This is a genomic window from Gemella haemolysans ATCC 10379, from assembly GCF_000173915.1.
GTDB lineage: Bacteria > Bacillota > Bacilli > Staphylococcales > Gemellaceae > Gemella > Gemella haemolysans.
This window is the reverse complement of record NZ_ACDZ02000014.1, coordinates 541,161-560,552: the sequence shown is the minus strand read 5'-3', so window position 1 is coordinate 560,552 and position 19,392 is coordinate 541,161. Positions and strand designations below refer to the sequence as shown.

Here is a 19,392-nt window from a genome sequence, read left to right as displayed (position 1 = left end):
TTTGTCGAGTCACTTCTTATTTTTTGATTTTACTTATGGTATAAATGGTGTTTTTTTATAAATATTTTATCTTTACATGGCAAAATAAACCTGGTATAATAAGGTTTAGGTGAGTCAACAAAAAAAGTTGACATTTTTCACCGAAAAGTATTGACATACTTTTAGTTTAATGTTAGAATAATATCTAGCTTAGAAAACTTAGCGTTATAGATTCAACTTTTTCATTAAAACACTTCATAAACACACACACACATAAAATTAATAAAAAAGTTGAAACATAAGGAGTACAAACATGGCAGTAAAAATCCGTTTAAAAAGATTAGGTGCTAAAAAATCACCTTTCTACCGTATCGTTGTTGCTGATTCAAGATCTCCACGTGATGGACGTTCTATCGAAACTATCGGTACTTACAATGCTGTTAAAGAACCAGCAGAAGTTAAAATCGATGAAGAGTTAGCATTAAAATGGTTAGGTAATGGAGCTCAACCTTCTGACACAGTTAGAAGTTTATTATCAAAAGAAGGAATTATGAAAAAATTCCACGATTCAAAATTAAATAAATAATATATTTAGCCCCTTAGTTAGTAAGGGGTTTTTGTTTTATAAAAATTGTGCTATAATAAAATATAAAATTTTTAAAACAGCCAACTTCATTAATTAGCATGAAGAGAAATTAATATAGAAGGAGGATAATATATGGAATATTTAATAGAAATATTACCTAGTCTGATTAATGGTGGACTTATAACATTAGAAGTGTTTTTTCTAGTTTTAGTATTATCGATTCCGTTAGGTGTAGTAATAGCGTTTATTATGCGCTTTAATATAAAGTTATTAAATTACTTTATTAATATCTATATATGGATTATGCGTGGGACGCCGTTGTTACTACAATTGATTTTTATCTACTATGTATTACCATCTGTGGGGATACGATTCGATAGATTACCTGCTGCAATAATAGCATTTACGTTAAACTATGCAGCTTACTTTGCTGAGATTTTCCGTGGAGGTATTGAATCAATACCTAAAGGTCAATATGAGGCAGCAAAGGTATTGAAATTTACTCAATTTCAGACAATTAGATATGTTATTTTACCGCAAGTAATAAAAATTGTATTACCTAGTGTGTTTAATGAAATAATGAGTCTTGTTAAGGATACATCTTTAGTTTATGCATTAGGAATTAGTGACCTAATATTAGCAAGTAGAACTGCTGCTAATAGAGATGCTAGTTTATTACCAATGTTTGTTGCAGGGGCAATATATTTAATCTTAATAGGTATTGTAACAGTTGTATCTAAACAAGTTGAAAAACGTTATAATTACGACAGGAGGTAATGTATGTTAGAATTAAAAAATATTAGTAAAAAATTCAAAGATAGACAAATACTTTCAGATTTTAATTTAACTATAGAAGAGAATAAAATTTTAGCGATAGTTGGTCCTTCTGGTGGTGGGAAAACAACCCTATTAAGAATGTTAGCTGGTCTTGAAAAAATAGACTCAGGTGAAATTATCTATAATGGTGAGTCTCTTCCGATTGATGAATTGGAAAAAAGAAATCTTTTAGGTTTTGTGTTCCAAGATTTTCAGCTTTTCCCTCATCTTACTGTCCTAGAAAATCTAGTTTTATCTCCAATTAAAACTATGAATATGGAAAAAAATGATGCTGAGAAAAAGGGGATTGAATTGTTAGAAAAACTTGGTTTAGAAAAACAGATTAATAATTATCCAACGTCATTATCTGGTGGACAGAAACAGCGTGTTGCATTAGCTCGCGCTATGATGATAAATCCAAAAATTATAGGTTATGATGAACCAACTAGTGCATTAGATCCTGAATTAAGATTAGAAGTTGAAAAATTAATACTTAAGAATAGAGAACTAGGTATTACACAAATTGTTGTAACTCATGATTTGCAGTTTGCTGAAAATATTGCTGATAGTATTCTGAAAGTAGAACCGAAATAAGAGGTGGTTAAATGAGAAAATTAAGATTCTTTCTAACACTTGTTATTACTGTTTTAATAATTACAGGTTGTGCATCTGGAGGAAAAGATAAACCAAAAAAAGATAATTGGAATGATTTTCAAACAGATAAGAAGATTGTTATTGGCTTTGATAATACTTTTGTACCGATGGGCTTCCAAGATAAAAGTGGAAAAAACGTTGGTTTTGATATAGATTTAGCGAATGCTGTCTTTGAAAAATATGGGATTAAGGTAGAGTGGCAAGCTATAAACTGGGATTTAAAAGAAACAGAATTAAAGAATGGAAATATTGATTTAATTTGGAATGGGTATTCGAAAACTGCAGAAAGAGAAGCTGTTGTTCAATTTACTAAACAATATATGGTAAATGAACAGGTTGTAGTTGTAAAGAAATCTAAAGGTGTCAAAAATGTAACAGACTTAAAGGATAAGATTTTAGGTGCTCAAAATGGTTCATCCGGATACGATACTTTTAATGAAAATCCAGAAGTTCTTAAAAATATTGTGAAGAACAATGATGCTACTCAATATGAAAGCTTTAATGAGGCTTTAATCGACTTAGAAAATGATAGAATAGATGCATTATTAATTGATAGAGTGTATGCGAACTATTATTTAAAACAACAAAACAAATTGGAAGACTTTGATATTTTAAATGCTGGATTTGATAGTGAAGCTTTTGCGGTTGGAGCAAGAAAAGCAGATGTAACACTTGTTAAAAAAATTAATGAAGCATTCTATGAGATGTACAAAGAGGGGAAATTCCAAGAGATTTCTAAGAAATGGTTCGGAGAAGATGTTGCAACTGAAGAAATAAAAAGTAAATAATAATATTCGAGGTAATCAAAATATTGATTACCTCGCTTTTTGTAATATGATATAACAATATATATCTTTGTATGTAATGGTTAAAAAATATATAAGGGTGTCAACAAAAAAAGTTTACAAATATTAGTAAAAGTACTTGATTTTTTTTAGAATATTATTTATAATAAGTAGGTATGTGATTAACTCACTGAAAAATAACTCTGTTCGTATTAAAAGCGTTCAGGGCAGAAGGAGACGATAATAATGAGAGAAGGAATTCACCCAGATTACCGTAAAGTTGTATTCATGGATACTACAAGTGGTTTCAAATTTTTAAGTGGTTCAACTAAACCATCTAAAGAAACTATCGAGTGGGAAGATGGAAATACATACCCATTATTAAAAGTTGAGATCTCTTCAGATACCCACCCATTCTACACAGGGCGTCAAAGATTCGCTCAAGCAGATGGTCGTATCGAACGTTTCAACAAAAAATACGGTATCAAGTAAGAAAAATAAAACAGACATTTCTTTATTGGATTGTCTGTTTTTATTCTATTAGTAATTGTATAATATAAGCCCGAGGGGATATGTAATGATAGAAAATAGAAAATTCGGATGGATAGAATGTATTTGTGGTAGCATGTTTTCTGGTAAGTCAGAAGAACTGCTAAGACGTATAAAACGTGGAGTAATTGCTAAACAAAACGTGCTTCTATTCAAACCGTCTATAGATAATAGATACGAAGAGAACAAAGTCTCTACTCATAATGGAAATAGTTATGAATCTGTAAATATTGATAAAGCAGAGCAGATTTATGACTATATAAATGATAAAAAATATGATATCATAGGAATTGACGAAGTGCAGTTCTTTGATGATAAAATTGTTGAAGTTATAAATAAACTTGCTGATGATGGAGTTCGTGTTATTGTTGCAGGTTTAGATATGGATTTCAAAGCAGAACCATTTCATCCTATGCCTGAGATTATGGCTATTAGTGAAATGGTAACTAAACTTCATGCTGTATGCAATAAATGTGGAAAAGAAGCAAGTAGAAGTCAAAGGTTGATAAATGGTGAACCTGCTAAGTATGATGATCCAATCGTAGTTATTGGAGCTAGTGAATCATATGAAGCTAGATGTCGTCATTGTCATGAAATTAAAAGATAAATTAGGAGGAACAAATGGAAATTTTTGGACAACTTGAGATAGTTGAAGAGCGTTATGAAAAGTTAAACGAATTACTTAGTGATCCAGATGTTGTAAGTGATACAAAGAAACTTATGGAATATTCAAAAGAACAACGCTCTATTGAAAAAACAGTAGCTGTATTTAGAGAATATAAAGATATAGTACAACAAATTAAAGATACAAAAGAACTTCTTGAAATTGAAGAAGATAAAGAAATGAAAGAAATGATGCAAGAAGAAATTAAGGAATTAGAACCAACTCTTGCACCTATGGAAGAAGAATTAAAAATTCTATTATTACCGAAAGATCCTAACGATGGTAAAAACGTTGTTGTTGAGGTTCGTGGAGCAGCAGGTGGAGATGAAGCACAATTATTCGCAGGTGATTTATTACGTATGTACACTAGATTTGCTGAATCTCAAGGATGGAAAGTTGATGTACTAGAACGTTCTGAAACTGGAATTGGTGGTATTAAAGAAGCAATCTTCATTATCTCTGGTGAAGATGTTTACTCTAAGATGAAATTCGAAAGTGGAGCGCACCGTGTACAACGTGTCCCTACAACAGAATCAAGTGGACGTATCCACACTTCAACTGCAACAGTAGTAGTATTACCAGAAGCTGAAGAGATTGAAATTGATATTAATGAAAATGATATCCGTGTTGATACATTTGCATCAAGTGGTGCTGGAGGTCAATCGGTAAATACAACAATGTCAGCTGTACGTTTAACTCACATTCCTACAGGGGTTGTAGTTTCTATGCAGGATGAGCGTTCTCAGATTAAGAATAAAGAGAAAGCTATGAAAGTATTACGTGCTCGTGTATATGATAAATATCAACAAGAAGAACAAGCTAAGTTTGATGCTGAACGTAAATCTAAAGTTGGTACTGGGGACCGTTCTGAACGTATTAGAACATATAACTATCCTCAAAACCGTGTTACTGATCATAGAATTGGTTTAACTATTCAAAAATTAGACCAAATTATGGAAGGTAAACTTGATGAAGTTCTAGAAGCACTTCGTATTGCTGAACAAGCTGAAAAAATGGCGGAACTTAATAAAGGTGAAGAACTATAATGAACAGAAGGCAAGCTATAACAAAAGCTTGTCTTCTTTTAAGAAGACAAGGAAAAGAAGAGTCTTTAGCTAGATTTTTACTAATGTATATACTAGACGAAAGTCCACAGTTATTCTCGAATAGTCTGTCAGAGCAAATATCTAAAGAAAATGAAGAAAAATATTTTTCTTTGATTGAAAAACATATTAAAGAAGATGTTCCATTAAGTCATTTAGTAGGTTTTGAATATTTTTATGATAGGAAATATAAAGTTACTAAAGATGTCTTATCACCGAGAATGGAGACTGAGGAGCTTATATATAAAGTTATTGAATATATAAATACCTCTAATAAGAACAAATTCAAAATTCTAGATCTTTGTACAGGAAGTGGTATAATAGCTATCACGCTAAAAAAAGAATTAGAACAAGTTTCAGTTGATGTTATTGCTAGTGATATTAGTAAAGAAGCTATTGAAGTTGCAAAAGAAAATTCACAATCTCATGATGCTACTATTAAATTCATAAAATCGGATATTTTTAATAATATTGATGATAAATTTGATATTATTGTTTCAAATCCTCCATATATAGACCGTAAGGATAAGGTTACAATGCAGGATAATGTACTAAAATATGATCCACATCTTGCATTATTTGCTGAAGAAGAAGGTATGTATTTTTATAGAAAAATTATAGAACAGGCGAATGATTATTTAAATGAAAATGGAGTCATTTTTTTTGAAATAGGATATGATCAGAAAGATAAGATTATAAAACTAGCAGATATGAATGGCTATTCGGCTGAAGTTTATAAAGATATAAATGGCCGAGATAGAATGGCGTTTTTAGTTCGTAAATAAAAAAAAGCGAGAGTTACTTAGAAAAGTATCTAAGTAATTTTCGCTTTTTGCCGTTTGATAATCTGTTTAAAAACAAAAAATTAAAGTTCCCTATATACTCCAACACATTCTCCAATTATTTCTACGTTACGTGTAACGATAGGCTCGTAATCAGGATTGCAAGGATAAAGAATTACATTGTCATTTTTAACGAAGATTTTCTTTAAAGAAGCTTCGTTCCAATCAGTTAAACGAACTGCGGCAATTTTCCCATTTCTAACTGAACTTTGTTGGCGGATAAATACTAAATCACCATCAAAAATACCAGCTTCAATCATACTATCTCCCTTTACTCTCAGTGCGAAATCAGCTCTCATTCCTTGATCTATGAAAATATGCTCATCATATTCCTCTTCAATATAAACACCATCACCAGCACAGATAGTTCCAAGTATAGGTAGTTTAGAAACATCATCAGAAAAATCTTCTGTGTTAAATGACTTTTCTTTAGGAGTTTCGATATCCATTGTATCACTGTCACCAACAAGCCAATCTGGATTAACTGATAGGTATTCGGCTAATATAATAAGCTTATCTCTTTTTGGAGTATATTTTCCTTTAGACCAATCGCTAATTGATGATGGAGTAATATTAGTAGAACGAGCAAGTTCAGCTTGCTTTATATTCTTTTCTTTTAAACATTGTTTAAATCTAATACTAAATGTTGTAGTCATAATATTTTTTCCAATCTTTTTTTATCTATATATAAATTATAAAGTAAACCGTATATAAAATCAAGTGACTTTATAAAAAAAATTAAGAAATATGAATTTTTTACTTGATTTTCGGTTTTCCGTATGTTATTATATAAGTACGATAAGAAATTAAGTTTTACGTATGAAAAGAAAGAAGGTAATTTTATGTTTATATATTGGATAATCATACTAGTTTTATTAGCAAAAGTATTTACATTTTTTGAGACTAATAAATTAAAAATTGTAAAAAGAGGGAAATTGAACCGTAAAGTGTATTAATATAAACATTTTCTGTTCTGTAGGTTATTATGATAAAAAAATATTGTTTACTACTTTAAGATTAGGTGTACCGTAATTAGAGCCTAATCTTATTTTTATATACTAATATATATCAGTCCATACTACAACATAAATATTTTTACTAATTCTTATAGTTATAACGTTTTCAATTGTGTTTTCGACATAAAAACTATGTACTAATACTAGAAAATATTGTATAATAAAAATATAATAACAAAACTAGGAGGATTTCTTAAATGAAATTAGTATTAACTAGACATGGTGAAAGCCAATGGAACCTTGAAAACAGATTTACTGGATGGGTTGATGTAGACATCACTGATAAAGGTAGACAAGAAGCTATTAAAGGTGGACAAACTCTTAAAGAATTAGGTCTTACTTTTGATGTGGCTTACACTTCATACCAAAAACGTGCTATCAAAACATTAAACCTATTCTTAGAAGAATTAGATTTATTATGGATTCCAGTACACAAAAGCTGGAGATTAAACGAAAGACACTATGGAGCTTTACAAGGTCTTAACAAAGCTGAAACAGCAGAAAAATACGGAGACGAACAAGTTCACATCTGGAGAAGAAGTTTTGACGTAGCTCCTCCTGCGTTAGATAAATCTAGCGACATGTACCCAGGAAACATCGATAGATATAAAGAAATTCCAGAAGGAGAAATCCCATCAGGAGAAAGTTTAAAACTTACTATTGATCGTGTATTACCATACTGGGAAAGCGATATTTCTAAACAAATTAAAGCTGGTAAAAACGTACTTATCTCTGCTCACGGTAACAGTTTAAGAGCGTTAATCAAATACTTATTAAACATCTCAGATGAACAAATCTTAGATCTTAACTTACCAACTGGTACTCCATTAGTATTTGAAATCGACGAAAACTTAAACATTATCTCAGCACCAGAATTATTCTAATAAGTAATGAAAAAGCTGATAATATTACTAACAACCTTGCTAATTTTGCAAGGTTGTAGTTCTAAAGGTGATATTTCTACTGAACAATTACAAAACCTTACAAATTCTGTTTCAATAAGCCAGCTAGAAAAAACAGAATTTAATAAAAAAGATAACAAATTAGTAATCACCACTAATGAAGAAGTAATTACTAAAGAAGGTTTTGAGACACTTCTAAAATCGTTAAAATTAGATAGTTTTAATGGAAAAACAGTTAGTGTTGATGGTATTAATTCGAATGAGTTTAATAATAAAGACTTCAATATTGTAATCGTTACTAAAAATAATAATACTGCTACATTCAGTGTTAAAGATAGTGCTAATAAGAGTTTTGAAATTTCTAATAAGAAATATTCAAAAGATTTTATGAAAAATAAACTTACTGCATTTTCTAAAGAGTTACTTAGTTTCGATGAATTAGCAGGAGCTATTCAAACTGATCTTGATAAAGGACGTTCTTTAGGAGATAAAGTAAATAAATTCAAAGAAGTAACAGAGAAGGTAAATGCTTCAATGTTAACATTAAAATCATTATCTAACGATACTATTGAATATGGAAAGTTAGATGAGGTTAAGCAAATAGTTCAACGTTTAGATTCTTTAACTAAAAATGTTGTTACAGCTGTGAATACTTCAGTAGAAAGTAAGAAAGGTGCTGCAATAGATGCCGCTTTCTTAAATATTAATGATATAGATAAGATTGCACGTGATCTTGCAGTAATGTAAAATAAGAAAACCTAGAAGTAGTTTTAGCTACATCTAGGTTTTGTTATTTGTACTTAAATAAAATCTGTTGGTTTTATATTGTCCATACCAATCATTGGATCGATAGAGTTAATATTTTGAAAATCTAATATATATTCTTTAATTTCTTCTAATTCAATATTTTGTATTTCCGCTTCTCTATCAGTAGTGAAGAACCACTCTAGTGAGGTTTGTCTAGTTACGACATTTGTTGGTTCAATAGATTTATAAAATACCTTTGAATCACCACATAATATTAATTTTTTCTTAGCTCGTGTTATTGCCGTATATGTAAGATTTTTATTTAACATAAAATTATAATTATCAATAAATGGAATTATAACATTTTCAAATTCGGAACCCTGTGCTTTGTGAATCGAACAAGCATAAGAGAGAGTAATTTGATTTAGTTCTGTCTTTTCGTAGGTTACATAATTGCCGTCATAATCTATTACTATTTTAAATTTATTTCCTTCTTTATAAATTTGTTCTATATATCCGATATCTCCATTAAATATATTATCTTCAGGTCTATTAACTAACTGCATAACACGATCGTTAACTTTATAAATTAATTCTCCATATTCAATTTGCTCTTCATTATCGTTAAATCTGGATTGAATAGCCATATTAATTTCGTTGATTCCACTTGTACCTTTGTATATTGGAGCTAGTATTTGAATATTTTCTTTTGCAGAACCTTTTATTAAATCATCATAAATGGCAGAGATGACATTTATCATTTCATTTTTGTTTGCTGAGATAAATTCTTTATCATCGAAATTCTCCAAAACATCAAAGGGAATGTTATTTTTTATTGAGTGCGAGATATTAATAATACTTGAATGTTCACTTTGTCTAAATATTTTATTTAATTTCACTGTGGAAATCGCTTTGGAATTAATTAAATCATTAAGGACATTACCAGGAGCAATAGAAGGTAGTTGGTCATTGTCTCCAACTAGTATAATTTTAGCATCTTTGTTAATGATTTTTAGTAAATTGTACATTAAAAATACATCAATCATACTAGATTCATCGATTATAACTAGTTCTGATTTGATATGTTTTTCACTAACAAATTCTTCCATATTCTCGTCTTCTGTACTCCAACCAATAGCTTTATGAATTGTTGAAGCATAAAAGCCAGTACTTTCTGACATTCTTTTTGCAGCCTTACCAGTAGGTGCACATAAAGTAAGAATACTTCTAGATTCATCAAGTAAGTCATGAATACTGTAGTTTTTAATTTTTTGGAAAATTTTTATTACAGCAAGTATTATTGTAGTTTTCCCTGTTCCTGGACCACCAGTTAAAATAGCGAAGTTATTTTTAATACAATTTTTGATTGCGGCTATTTGCACGATATCGTATGATATCTCTAATTCATCTTCAACCTCTTCTATATATTTATCAAGTAAGCTGTCGCTTATATCAAAATCATCTTCAAGTTCTAATCTTTTACTAATGTCACTGTAAATAGAGTACTCAGAATAGTAAATTTCAGGTAAAAATACTCTGTCTTCAATTTCTATTAGTTTACCGCTATCTAATGCGTAGTCATAAGAACTTAGTATATCTTCTTTAGCTACGGCTATATTTCTAGAGCTATATAGTATATTAAACGTATTATAGAGTAGTGTGTTTTTTGATATATATGTATTACCGGTTGAAAAACAAAATGAGTTTATTGTGTAAATAAAACCATATAGGATTCTTTCGCGGTCGTTTGCAGCTATTTCATTAGTTTCGGCTATTTTATCTACTGTTTTAAAGTTAATACCTTTAATATCTTTTATTAAGGAGTAGGGACTTTCCGTAATAGTACGAAGTGTATTATGTTTATAGAAGTTATATATTTTTAGAATCAAATTATTGCTAAGATTATACTCGTTAAGTTTAAGGATAATGTCTTGTGTTTGTTTATTTGCAACAATAGTAGCATATATTGTATCTTTTCGTTGTTCTGGAATACCTTTTATGTTAAATAGAGAATCTTTATCTTCATAAATTTTATCTAATGCATCAACTCCAAGTGTATCAACTATTAATTCGGCTGTTTTTCTTCCAACACCTTGGAATATAGAGCTTGAAAGATAAGAAACAATAGCTTCTTTATCTTTTTCAATCACAGGTTCTACAACAATTGCAGATAATTGTGTTCCATATTTTCTATGTTGTACAATTTCTCCTTTAAATGAATATAAATCATCTTCAACGAATTCGAAGTCGTTAAATGTACCGACAACACTAAGATAATCTCCATCAACAAAATCGTACTGATCATTTAAAAATATAGATAATATATAATAATTATTCTCTTTGTTGTGAAAAATAATTTTATTTAAATAACCTTCTACAGTTTGCATAATTAACTCCTACTAATTTCTTTATATGAACAATAATAATATATTATAGAAAAAATGTCTAGTGTATATGAGGTTAATATAAAGTTTATTAATGTTTATAAAGTATTAATAGAAACTATAATTTTATAGAGTTAGAAAAATTATTATAGAAAATAAATATGTTATTTTAATTACAAACTATGTTTCGTTATGGCAATATTTTTTATAAAGTGTTATAATAATATGATAACAATTAAAGGAGGTTAGATTTGTGATCACTGTAAAAGATGTATATAATCAACTTAATGAATTAGCGGATGTTAAACTTGCTGAAAAATGGGATAATGTTGGTTTAATGTTAGGTGATAATAATAGTAATGTTAATAAGGTTTTAGTTTGCTTAGATGTAACTACAAAAGTAGTGAAAGAAGCTATAGATAATAATATAGACTTAATAGTTTCCCATCATCCTCTTATTTTTAAACCACTGAAATCATTAGATTTTACAGATGATTTCAAGTCTAATATTATTAGAGATTTAATAAAAAATGATATTTCAGTAATTTCATTTCATACTAACTTAGATTCAGCGAAACTAGGGCTTAATGATTACTTAGCCAAACTGCTTGACTTAGATGATATTAGAGTCTTGTTTGAGCATAATTTAGATAAGGAAGCTGGGTTAGGAAGAATAGGGAGATTGTCCTCATCATTATCTATTGAAGATTTTATAGTATATATTAAAGAAAAATTCTCATTAGAAACTGTTTCTGCTGTTATTGGAAATAATAAAGAAATAAGTACAGTAGCACTATTAGGAGGAAGTGGGGCTGATTTCCTATATTCACTACCGGAAGTTGATATCTATTTGACAGGAGATGTAGGGTATCATGCTGCACTTGATGCAGTAGAAATGGAAAAGAATATTATTGATATCGGCCACTTTACAGAAAATTTAGTAAAAGACTTATTACAAGATTATATTTCTAAGCAAGGTATTGAAGTTATTAAATCAAATGTTGAAAAATCACCATTTAAAATTTTATAAAGGAGGAATGTAATATGGCAAAAGCAACACCAACTATGGAAGATTATATTGAAGTTATTTACTCTTTAGTAAAAAACAAAGGCTATGCACGAAGTGCGGATATAGCAGAAAAGCTAGATGTTTATCCATCTACTGTAACTAAAATGTTAAAAAAACTTGATGTTGAAGGCTATATTGTATATGAAAAATATAGAGGTATTGCCCTAACCGAGCAAGGAGAAAAAATGGGGGAATATGCTTTAACAAGACATGAACTATTAGAAGATTTTCTAAGATTAATAGGGGTAGATGAAGATAAAGTTTACGAAGAAGTAGAAGGTATTGAGCATCACTTCGGTAAAAGTTCATTAGAAAAAATTAAAGATTTGATGAAATATTTAAGAGAACATAACTATAAAGCGTAATGGAGAATTAGAGTGGCAGATAAAGAGTATTTAAAATTATGTAATCATATTTTAGAAAATGGAATAGAAAAAGAAGATAGAACAGGTGTTGGTACTAAGAGTATATTTGGATACCAAATGAAGTTTAATTTATCTGAAGGGTTCCCATTATTGACTACAAAAAAAGTAAATTTTAATTTAGTATGGTCTGAACTATTATGGTTCATCAAAGGAGACACTAATATTAAGTTTTTACTTGAAAATAAAAATAATATATGGAATGAATGGGCTTTTAAAAAATGGATAGAAAGTGATGAATACACTGGACCAGATATGACAGATTTTGGTCATAGAACACTAGTTGACGAAAAATTTTCTAAACAGTATAAAGAACAAATGACTATTTTTAAAGAAAGAATTCTTTCAGATGAAGAGTTTTCTAAAAAGTTTGGTGATTTAGGTAATGTTTATGGAAAACAATGGAGAGATTTTAATGGAATTGATCAATTAAAAAATGTTGTCGAACAAATTAAAACTAATCCATCTTCTCGTCGTTTAATAGTTTCGTCATGGAATCCAGCAGAAGTTGATACTATGGCACTTCCACCTTGTCATTCATTATTCCAATTTTATGTGAACGATGGGAAATTAAGTTGTCAGTTATATCAAAGAAGCGGAGATGTATTTTTAGGTGTGCCATTTAATATTGCATCATATTCATTACTTACTATTTTAATTGCTAAGGAATGTGGTCTTGAAGTAGGAGAATTTGTTCATACGTTAGGTGATGCTCATATTTATAAAAATCATTTTGATCAAGTAAAAGAACAAATGTCTAGAACGCCTTATTCATTACCGGAACTAAAAGTTAAAGATTTTGAAAGTATCTTCGATCTTAAAATTGAAGACGTTGAGATTGTTAATTATGAAAGTCATCCATTTATAAAAGCACCAATAGCGGTTTAGGAGGTATAATATGTTATCATTAATAGTTGCATACGATAAAAATAAATCAATAGGTCAGGAAAATACTATTCCATGGCGTTTGAAAAATGATATGCTAAGGGTTAAAGAATTAACAACTAACCAAACTATTATCATGGGACGTAAAACTTTAGATAGCATTGGTAGAGCACTTCCAAATAGAATTAATAGGGTTTTAACTCGTGATAAGGATTCTTTAAGTCACTATTCAAATATTGAAGTATATACAGATGATTCTATTTTAGATAATATAGAGACGGAAAAGGCTTATATTTTCGGTGGGGGAATGATATATAATAAATATTTTGATAAATGTGACGAAATGTTTATAACAGAAGTAAATACAATCGTCGAAGCTGATACGAAGTTTCCTGAATTTGATGAAAACGAATGGGAACTAATTAGTAGAGAAGAATTTTTTAAAGATGAAAATAATGAATTTGATTTTGTGTTTATACATTTTAAAAGAAAGAGGACAGAGTAAATGGTAGAAAAAGTAAAAGTAATTATTGATTCATCTAGTGATTTAACTTTTGATGAAATTGAAAAATATAATGTGGATGTAATTCCTCTGACAATTAATATAGATGGTACAGAGTACGATTATCGTACAATTAGTAATGATGAATATATTGAGAGAATGAGAACAGCAACTTCGTATTCGACAAGTCAACCTGCAATTGGAAAATTTATAGAAGCTTTTGAAAAATGGACTAATGAAGGATATAAAATAATTGTTTTAACACTGTCTTCGGCTTTAAGTGGAACTTATAATACAGCAGTTACTGCTAGTTCAGAATTTGAAGGAGTGTACGTTATTGATACTAAGACTACAACACGAGGTATGGTTTTCTTACTTAAAGAATGTCTAAAACAACTAGATGAAAATGTTGATGTAGAAGTAATTGCAGAGAACTTAAGAGAAAAAGCTAAGAATATTTTAACGTATGTTACAATCGATAAACTTGACAATTTGGTAAAAGGTGGTAGACTAAGTAAGTCACAAGCTTTAATTGGGGGATTACTAAATATTAAAGTTTTAACGCAGTTAAAAGAAACTGAGTTAGTTGCTTTAGATAAAGTACGCGGTAAGAAAAAACTTGTTCATACTTTAATAAAATATATTGAAGAAGAAAAGCAAAATAGAACTATAAAAAATATCAGCTTGCCGAATGCTTTAGCTGATGAGTATGTAGATCTAATTAAATCAGAATTAAAAGAAACTTTTGGGTATGAAGTAAGTGAAGATGAAATATTTACAACAACACCAATTATTTCGACACATACAGGAGAAAATGCAGTAGGTATCTTAGTAGAGTTAGTATAATCGGAGGTAAAGATTATGACAAATTTCGATGAAACAAGATTATTTGATAGCAACTTTTATGATAAAAATGATATTCACAACATTCTAAAAAATGTTGTTGAGACAATTAAGCAGCGTGGATACGATCCTATTAATCAACTAATGGGATATATTAAAACTGCTGATCCAGTATATATTCCTAGAGATAATCATGCAAGGGAGCAAATAAGATTAATAGAAATGGATGATATACTAGAGTACTTATTATACTTTTTTATACAGGAGTCTTAAATGTTAGATAAAAGAATTATGGGCCTTGATTACGGATCAAAAACTATCGGTGTTGCCGTTAGTGATTTGTTAGGGTTTACTGCTCAAGGTATAGAAACCATAAATATTAATGAGCAGGTTAAAGATTTTAAAATTAAAAGAATTAAGGAATTAGTTCAAGAGCATAATGTAGGAACAATAGTAGTTGGTCTTCCTAAAAACATGGATAATTCTGTAGGTTTTAGAGGAGAAGCAACACTGTATTTTGTAGAAGTATTAAAAAAGAAAATTAAAAATGTTGAAATTATTTTACAAGATGAACGTTTGACTACAATGGGTGCTGAAAGAGTACTTCTTGAAGCTAATGTTTCAAGAAAAAAAAGAAAAAATGTTATTGATAAAATGGCTGCGGTATTAATACTTCAGACATATTTAGATAAATTAAATTAATATATATATTTTAGGAGGATAATAAAATGCAAGAGAAAGATTTAAAAAACATTAGTATCGATAATACAGAAGAGGTGTACACACTTAGTACATTAGAAGGCGAAGAAAAAGAATACCGTAAAATTTTAGAATTTACTAATCCAACAAACGGTAACTTATACTACATTTTCGCTGAAGAAGAAACAATTGACGAAGAGGAAATTAGCATTTTCCCAATGGTATGTGTTGAAGATGGTGAGGATAGTGTTAGATTTGAACCAGTTGAAACAGATGAAGAATATGATATGATTTCAGAAGTATTAGATACTTTCTACTACGATGAAAGCGAGTAAAAGATGAGAGAAGATAAAATTAGAAGAAGTAGAGAACTAAAGAAAAAAAATAGGAAGAAAAAATCAATCATTCCTGTAATTATTACTTTCTTTGTTGTTCTAGGAATAGTAGTCTTATCACTGTTTTACTATATGACAACTCCAGTTGATAAGTCTAATAATAAAGATATTCCCGTTGAAATTAGAGAAAATTATGGTAGTGCTAAAATTGCACAGGAGTTAAAAGCTAAAGGTTTAATAAAAAACGAAGAAGTATTTAAAATCTATGCAAGGTTACACCCAAATACATCATTTTACGTGGGTAACTTTAATTTAAAACAAAGCATGAGCTTATCTCAAATTATGCAAGAGCTTGGTGCTAAAAATAAAGCTAGCTCAGGTAATTCATTTGCTTTAATAGAAGGTGATAGTATTATTAAAATTGCTAAGAATTTAGAAAAAACCAAATTAAGTAGTGATGAATTTTTAGAAAAAGTTAATAATGCTGAATTTATTAAAAAATTACAGAAACAGTTTCCTGAATTAATCACAGACGATGTTTATGGAAAAAATATTAAATATGCTTTAGAAGGATATTTATACCCGGCTATTTATGATATAAGTGATAATGAGACTGTAGAAAGCTTAATAACTAAAATGGTTAAGTTAACTAACGAAAAAGTAGTGCCATTATACAAGAAAAATAATAAAACATGGAAAATAAATGGACAGGATAAACAAATTTCTATTCATGATTATATGACAATGGCAAGTATTCTTGAAAAAGAATCTACAAAATCAGATGAGAATAAACTTATTGCAAGTGTATTCTTAAACAGATTAGCTCAAGGAATGAAATTACAGACTGATCCTTCAGCAAACTATGCAGCTGATAAGTTAACTGGAGCGCCAACACAGGCAGAATTATCGCTAAATTCACCTTATAATACATATGCAGTTATTGGTTTGCCGCCAGGACCTATTTCATCGATTGGGTCTGCGTCGTATGAAGCTTTAAATAATGCTGAGAATACAGACTATTTATTCTTCTTGCATGCTACAAAAGATGGAAAAGCTTATTTCTCAAAAACTTACCCAGAACATGAAAAATTAGCTAAAGAACATATCGAAGGTTATATTCCAGCTGGAAGCTAACTAATATATTTTAAATGTAATATTAATGTCAATTTTGTTTGAATTAATTTCAAGATATAATTGATAAAAAAGGTAACGACTTGTAAAGTAAATTTACGAGTCGTTACTTTTATATTAGGATTGCTACTATTGAATTAATATGCATTATAAGGTAAAATTAGTTGTAAGATTAAAATTTAGGAGTTTTTATGCAACAGTATTTTATAAATGAAGATTTGAATGTTGAATCAACATATGAATTGTCTAAAGATGACAGTAATCATATTGTAAGAATTATGAGAAAGAAAATAGAAGATAAAGTATATGTTGTATTTAATAATGAAATTAAATACATTTGTACGATTGTTGATAATAATGTAGACAAGGTTCTTATTACGCCGTATGAACAAGTAATAGGTACTAATGAATTATCGACAAAGATAACAGTGGCTATTCCGCCATTAAAAAATGATAAAATTGAATATTTAATGCAAAAATTAACTGAATTAGGTGTTAGTAATATAGTTTTATTTAATTCTGAGAGAAATATTGCCAAAATAAAAAAAGATAAGGTAGATTCTAAGTTGAATAGATGGAATAAAATTGTAAAAGAGGCTGCTGAGCAATCTAAGAGAAATGTAATTCCTGATATTACTTATGTCGATAGTTTAAAAGATTTAATTGTATTTTCTGAAAAATTTGATAGTAAAGTTGTAGCTTATGAGAAGGAATCTGTTAATGAGGAAAATATCAACTTGAAAAATTTATTGCATTCTGATTTAAGTAATAAAGAGGTTATAGCTGTTTTTGGAAGTGAAGGTGGACTTTCTGAGCAGGAGGTTGATTTTTTAACTGAAAATAAATTTGATGTGATAGGATTAGGAAAAAGAATACTGAGAGCTGAAACAGCACCGCTATATTTTGTTAGTTGTGTTGCATATTTTAGTGAATTTAATTAAAGGAGTTAAATTATGAGTGTTGAATTAAATTTAACAGCAAAAGAAATTTATGAAAAAGAGTTTAGAAAAAATAGAGTCAAGGGATATAGTGAAGAAGATGTTAATGACTATTTAGATTTAATAATTGAAGACTATATGAAGTTAGATAAACTTATAACTAGACTTAAAGAATTAGAAATAGAAAATCAAAACTTAAAAATTAAAATTGAAGCTTTAAAAAATACAAGTCGTGAAGATAAACCTGTTCAGGTAACAAACTTAGATATATTAAAAAGACTATCAAAACTTGAAACAGCGGTTTTTGGAACAAATAATATTGATCATGACTTATATTAATTAAGTTTAAAGGAGAATTCCATGAATATTTTATTAATAGTTTCGGGGGGGATTGCAGCATATAAGTCAATTGATTTATGCAGCTCTCTTGTGAAACAAGGTAATAATGTTAAAGTAATACTTACAAAAAATGCTGAAAATTTTGTTACACAGCTACCATTTCAAACTTTAACAAAAAATAGAGTTTACACAAGTACTTTTGAAGAAGTCGATGAAAATGAAATACAACATATAGACTTAACAAAGTGGGCGGAGAAAATAATTGTAGCTCCAGCAACAGCTAATTTAATTTCAAAATTTTCAAATGGAATTGCAGATGACTTAGCTACTTCATTAATGCTAGCAGTTAGAGATACATCTGCTGTTTATATTGTTCCAGCGATGAATACATTTATGTATAGAAATCCAATTATTCAAGATAATATGAATAGATTAATTAAACTTGGTTTTAATTTTGTGGAACCTGATAGCGGGCTTTTAGCATGTGGTGATGTAGGAGAAGGTAAATTTCCAACTATTGATAAAATTGAAAGTTTTGTGTTTCAAGAAGTTGAACAGGATTTAAAAGATAAAAAGGTATTAGTAACAGCGGGACCTACAAAAGAATTCATCGATCCATTTCGATGCTTAACAAATCCGTCTACAGGGAAAATGGGTATCTCTATTGCGAATGAGTGTGCAAGAAGAGGAGCGGAAGTAATCTTAGTATCTAGTGTTGATAATGATAGTATTAGCAATAATGTGAAGAAAGTAAAAATCACTAGTACAAATGATATGTTTGAAGCAGTAAAAAATAATTTTAAGGATTGTGATTTTATTATAAAGGCAGCTGCTGTTTCAGATTATACACCAGTTCAGATTTTTGATAAAAAAGTGAAAAAACAAGATGGGAATTTAACAATTGAATTTCAAAGAACACAAGATATATTAAAATATGTTGGCGATAATAAACATGAGGGGCAAAAAATCATTGGTTTCGCAGCTGAAACAAATAATTTGATAGAGTATGCAAAGGAAAAGATTGTTAAGAAAAATCTTGATTATATTGTTGCTAATGATATATCTAAAAAAGATATAGGTTTTGGTAGTGATGATAATGAGGTCTATATAATAGACAGACACGATAATATTAAGAAAATTGATAAAAGTAGTAAAAATAATATAGCAAAAGCTATAGTTGATGAAATATCAAAATAAATGGA

General features: G+C 29.1%; 24 protein-coding genes. 22 read left to right on the top strand and 2 right to left on the bottom strand.

Going from position 1 to position 19,392, the window contains the following annotated elements; translation table 11 throughout:
* Window positions 1-292: 292 nt before the first annotated feature.
* The 8 genes from rpsP to prmC all read left to right on the top strand — a co-directional run bounded on the left by rpsP (window position 293) and on the right by prmC (window position 5,921).
* A complete protein-coding gene (gene rpsP, locus GEMHA0001_RS08245; protein WP_003145074.1) occupies window positions 293-565 on the top strand; it encodes a 30S ribosomal protein S16 in 273 nt (90 codons plus the stop codon).
* 132 nt (window positions 566-697) lie between these two features.
* Window positions 698-1,342, top strand: a complete 645-nt coding sequence (locus tag GEMHA0001_RS08240) for an amino acid ABC transporter permease (RefSeq protein ID WP_003145541.1) — start codon at window positions 698-700, stop codon at window positions 1,340-1,342.
* A gap of 3 nt (window positions 1,343-1,345) precedes the next feature.
* Window positions 1,346-1,975: an amino acid ABC transporter ATP-binding protein gene (locus GEMHA0001_RS08235; RefSeq protein WP_003145738.1), complete on the top strand. Its 630-nt coding sequence runs from the start codon at window positions 1,346-1,348 to the stop codon at window positions 1,973-1,975.
* An 11-nt stretch (window positions 1,976-1,986) separates the two neighbouring features.
* A complete protein-coding gene (locus GEMHA0001_RS08230; RefSeq protein ID WP_003145593.1) occupies window positions 1,987-2,823 on the top strand; it encodes an amino acid ABC transporter substrate-binding protein in 837 nt (278 codons plus the stop codon).
* Between the two features lie 243 nt (window positions 2,824-3,066).
* On the top strand, window positions 3,067-3,312 hold the full coding sequence (locus GEMHA0001_RS08225; RefSeq protein WP_003145327.1) for a type B 50S ribosomal protein L31: 246 nt from the start codon (window positions 3,067-3,069) through the stop codon (window positions 3,310-3,312).
* A gap of 85 nt (window positions 3,313-3,397) precedes the next feature.
* Window positions 3,398-3,976, top strand: a complete 579-nt coding sequence (locus tag GEMHA0001_RS08220) for a thymidine kinase (protein WP_003145452.1) — start codon at window positions 3,398-3,400, stop codon at window positions 3,974-3,976.
* Window positions 3,977-3,990: 14 nt separating this feature from the next.
* Window positions 3,991-5,079, top strand: a complete 1,089-nt coding sequence (prfA, locus tag GEMHA0001_RS08215; protein WP_003145535.1) for a peptide chain release factor 1 — start codon at window positions 3,991-3,993, stop codon at window positions 5,077-5,079.
* Window positions 5,079-5,921 carry a peptide chain release factor N(5)-glutamine methyltransferase gene (prmC, locus tag GEMHA0001_RS08210; protein ID WP_003145193.1) on the top strand — a complete coding sequence of 281 codons (843 nt, stop codon included), beginning with the start codon at window positions 5,079-5,081 and terminating at the stop codon, window positions 5,919-5,921. Before prfA ends, prmC begins: the two co-directional genes overlap by 1 nt.
* Window positions 5,922-6,001: 80 nt before the next feature.
* Here prmC and GEMHA0001_RS08205 read toward each other — a convergent pair whose 3' ends face one another.
* Window positions 6,002-6,634 (bottom strand): LexA family protein, encoded by a 633-nt coding sequence (locus GEMHA0001_RS08205; RefSeq protein WP_003145299.1) that lies wholly within the window; start codon window positions 6,632-6,634, stop codon window positions 6,002-6,004.
* Between the two features lie 557 nt (window positions 6,635-7,191).
* Here GEMHA0001_RS08205 and gpmA point away from each other — a divergent pair.
* Both gpmA and GEMHA0001_RS08195 read left to right on the top strand, forming a co-directional pair.
* Entirely contained in the window at window positions 7,192-7,878 is a 687-nt protein-coding gene (gene gpmA / locus GEMHA0001_RS08200) for a 2,3-diphosphoglycerate-dependent phosphoglycerate mutase (RefSeq protein ID WP_003145064.1), read from the top strand.
* Between the two features lie 45 nt (window positions 7,879-7,923).
* A complete protein-coding gene (locus tag GEMHA0001_RS08195; RefSeq protein WP_003145692.1) occupies window positions 7,924-8,643 on the top strand; it encodes a hypothetical protein in 720 nt (239 codons plus the stop codon).
* Window positions 8,644-8,696: 53 nt separating this feature from the next.
* On the opposite strand, the gene recD2 is transcribed toward GEMHA0001_RS08195, so the two are convergent.
* A complete protein-coding gene (gene recD2 / locus GEMHA0001_RS08190) occupies window positions 8,697-11,030 on the bottom strand; it encodes an SF1B family DNA helicase RecD2 (RefSeq protein ID WP_003145617.1) in 2,334 nt (777 codons plus the stop codon).
* Window positions 11,031-11,280: 250 nt separating this feature from the next.
* Here recD2 and GEMHA0001_RS08185 point away from each other — a divergent pair, with 250 nt between their 5' ends.
* From GEMHA0001_RS08185 to coaBC, 12 genes are all read left to right on the top strand, one after another.
* Window positions 11,281-12,057, top strand: coding sequence for a Nif3-like dinuclear metal center hexameric protein (locus GEMHA0001_RS08185; protein ID WP_003144901.1), 777 nt, complete (start codon window positions 11,281-11,283; stop codon window positions 12,055-12,057).
* A gap of 14 nt (window positions 12,058-12,071) precedes the next feature.
* Entirely contained in the window at window positions 12,072-12,461 is a 390-nt protein-coding gene (gene mntR, locus GEMHA0001_RS08180) for a transcriptional regulator MntR (RefSeq protein ID WP_003145030.1), read from the top strand.
* 12 nt (window positions 12,462-12,473) lie between these two features.
* Window positions 12,474-13,406 carry a thymidylate synthase gene (locus GEMHA0001_RS08175; RefSeq protein WP_003145110.1) on the top strand — a complete coding sequence of 311 codons (933 nt, stop codon included), beginning with the start codon at window positions 12,474-12,476 and terminating at the stop codon, window positions 13,404-13,406.
* 10 nt (window positions 13,407-13,416) lie between these two features.
* Window positions 13,417-13,908, top strand: coding sequence for a dihydrofolate reductase (locus tag GEMHA0001_RS08170; RefSeq protein WP_003145117.1), 492 nt, complete (start codon window positions 13,417-13,419; stop codon window positions 13,906-13,908).
* Complete coding sequence (locus GEMHA0001_RS08165; protein WP_003145025.1) at window positions 13,909-14,751, top strand: DegV family protein; 843 nt, start codon at window positions 13,909-13,911, stop codon at window positions 14,749-14,751.
* 15 nt (window positions 14,752-14,766) lie between these two features.
* Window positions 14,767-15,021: an IreB family regulatory phosphoprotein gene (locus GEMHA0001_RS08160; protein ID WP_003144911.1), complete on the top strand. Its 255-nt coding sequence runs from the start codon at window positions 14,767-14,769 to the stop codon at window positions 15,019-15,021.
* Complete coding sequence (gene ruvX, locus GEMHA0001_RS08155; protein ID WP_003145599.1) at window positions 15,022-15,450, top strand: Holliday junction resolvase RuvX; 429 nt, start codon at window positions 15,022-15,024, stop codon at window positions 15,448-15,450.
* A gap of 26 nt (window positions 15,451-15,476) precedes the next feature.
* Entirely contained in the window at window positions 15,477-15,782 is a 306-nt protein-coding gene (locus GEMHA0001_RS08150) for a DUF1292 domain-containing protein (protein WP_003145557.1), read from the top strand.
* Window positions 15,783-15,785: 3 nt separating this feature from the next.
* Entirely contained in the window at window positions 15,786-16,916 is a 1,131-nt protein-coding gene (mltG, locus tag GEMHA0001_RS08145) for an endolytic transglycosylase MltG (RefSeq protein ID WP_003145416.1), read from the top strand.
* 188 nt (window positions 16,917-17,104) lie between these two features.
* Complete coding sequence (locus tag GEMHA0001_RS08140; protein ID WP_003145656.1) at window positions 17,105-17,854, top strand: RsmE family RNA methyltransferase; 750 nt, start codon at window positions 17,105-17,107, stop codon at window positions 17,852-17,854.
* Between the two features lie 12 nt (window positions 17,855-17,866).
* Window positions 17,867-18,190 (top strand): DivIVA domain-containing protein, encoded by a 324-nt coding sequence (locus GEMHA0001_RS08135; RefSeq protein ID WP_003145237.1) that lies wholly within the window; start codon window positions 17,867-17,869, stop codon window positions 18,188-18,190.
* A gap of 21 nt (window positions 18,191-18,211) precedes the next feature.
* Window positions 18,212-19,387 (top strand): bifunctional phosphopantothenoylcysteine decarboxylase/phosphopantothenate--cysteine ligase CoaBC, encoded by a 1,176-nt coding sequence (coaBC, locus tag GEMHA0001_RS08130; RefSeq protein WP_003145119.1) that lies wholly within the window; start codon window positions 18,212-18,214, stop codon window positions 19,385-19,387.
* Window positions 19,388-19,392 lie beyond the last annotated feature (5 nt).